Origin of the sequence: Dapis hubbardiae BLCC-M172 (assembly GCF_050016015.1) — a bacterium.
GTDB lineage: Bacteria > Cyanobacteriota > Cyanobacteriia > Cyanobacteriales > Microcoleaceae > Trichodesmium.
Map to the genome: position 1 here is coordinate 1 of NZ_JBNHEQ010000181.1, position 1590 is coordinate 1590.

Genomic DNA, 1590 nt, shown 5'->3' on the forward strand with positions numbered 1-1590 from the left:
CAAGTTTCCCACTCTTTGTGTACTACATTTTGTCGTGCGGAATGTGGGTTTTAAGCTATAGCCATTACTATCCAAAACATGAACGTTGTATTTACCTTTTTGGTAAAGTTTCTGAAAAACAGCGCAGGTTGATAAAGCAAGAATGCAATACTATTAAAGTTACCGTTATGTTTGTATAGTTTATTTATTGGGTCTAACCTGGAGGGGTGACAAGCATAAGTATCACCCCTAAATTTTCTCAATTAAAACAGACTAATATTTAATTCCTAACAACCAACTTCATCTCCAAAATTTTATTAATAGTATCTTCAACAGCTTTATCTGGAGTTGAAGCGCCAGAAGTCACACCCACCACAACTACCTCACCTTCAGGCAACCAACCCTCCGATATTTTTACCTCATTTCCTAAAGGTTTATGTTCAATTCTATTCCCAGATAAAATCCTTTTAGCACTATCAATATGATAGGAAGGAATATTATTTTCTATTGCCATTTCCTGCAAATGAGTTGTATTAGAAGAATTAAAACCTCCTATTACTACCATTAAATCTACCTTTTCATCGAATAAACCCGCCATTGCATCTTGCCGTTCTTGAGTAGCATCACAGATAGTATTAAAGTTTTGATAATGCTCATTTAATTGATCCGGTCCATACTTTTTCATCATTGTCTTTTCAAACAACTTTCCTATTTCTTCAGTCTCAGTTTTCAGCATAGTTGTTTGATTAGCAATACCAACTTGTTCTAAATCTAAATCAGGGTCAAAACCTTCAGAATAAGCAAGTTTAAACTTAGTTATAAATTCATCACGGTTCCCACCATTCAAAATATAATTACAGACATATTCTGCCTGTGACATATTCAGGAGTATCAAATATTTATCAGCAAAAGAGCTAGTCGCAATAGTTTCTGCATGACTATATTTGCCATGAATAATAGAAGTAAATTTTTTCTTTTTATGTTTTTCTACACTATTCCAAACTTTAGAAACCCAAGGGCAAGTAGTATCAACAATTTGGCAATTTTTATCTTTTAAAATCTGCATTTCCTGAACACTTGCACCAAAAGCAGGTAAGATTACTACATCATTATTGCCAGCTACAGAAAAATCTTTTTTGCCATCAATTACAGGAATAAATTTAATTTGCATATCCCTCATATCTTGATTCACAGAAGGATTATGAATTAGTTCATAAGTAATCCAAATTTGTTGGTTAGGAAAATGTTGACGAGTTTCATAAGCCATTGCTACAGACCTTTCTACACCCCAACAAAAACCAAAAGCTTTTGCAAGTTTTATGGTTACTTCACCTTTTTTTAGGGTATAGTTATTATCTCTAATTTGCTGGATTAGGTTACTTTGATAAACAGAATCCATAACTGTAGCGACTTCTTCTGCATGACCAAATCCTTTGCGGTTATAATTCTCAGATTTTTTTAGTGCCCTGGTAAAAGCTTTTGTATCCATTGTGTTTTATTATTAAACTTTGCTGAAATTTGTTTTATCTTACAATGTTTTTCAACGGAAAAATTGAAGAGATTTATTTCTGATGAGAATAGAGCGACAAAAGTTTAGCTAAATTAAGACAG

At 32.9% G+C, this 1590-nt stretch carries 1 protein-coding gene; it reads right to left on the minus strand.

Annotation, left to right across the window (positions count from 1 at the left end):
- Positions 1-259: 259 nt before the first annotated feature.
- A complete protein-coding gene (locus tag ACP6PK_RS16285; protein WP_426560843.1) occupies positions 260-1468 on the minus strand; it encodes a 4-hydroxy-3-methylbut-2-enyl diphosphate reductase in 1209 nt (402 codons plus the stop codon).
- Between the last annotated feature and the right edge of the window lie 122 nt (positions 1469-1590).

What these genes read in the sequence shown, in the direction of transcription:
- ACP6PK_RS16285 (WP_426560843.1), bottom strand. Translation starts at nt 1,468, where the DNA reads ATGGATACAAAAGCTTTTACCAGGGCACTAAAAAAATCTGAGAATTAT.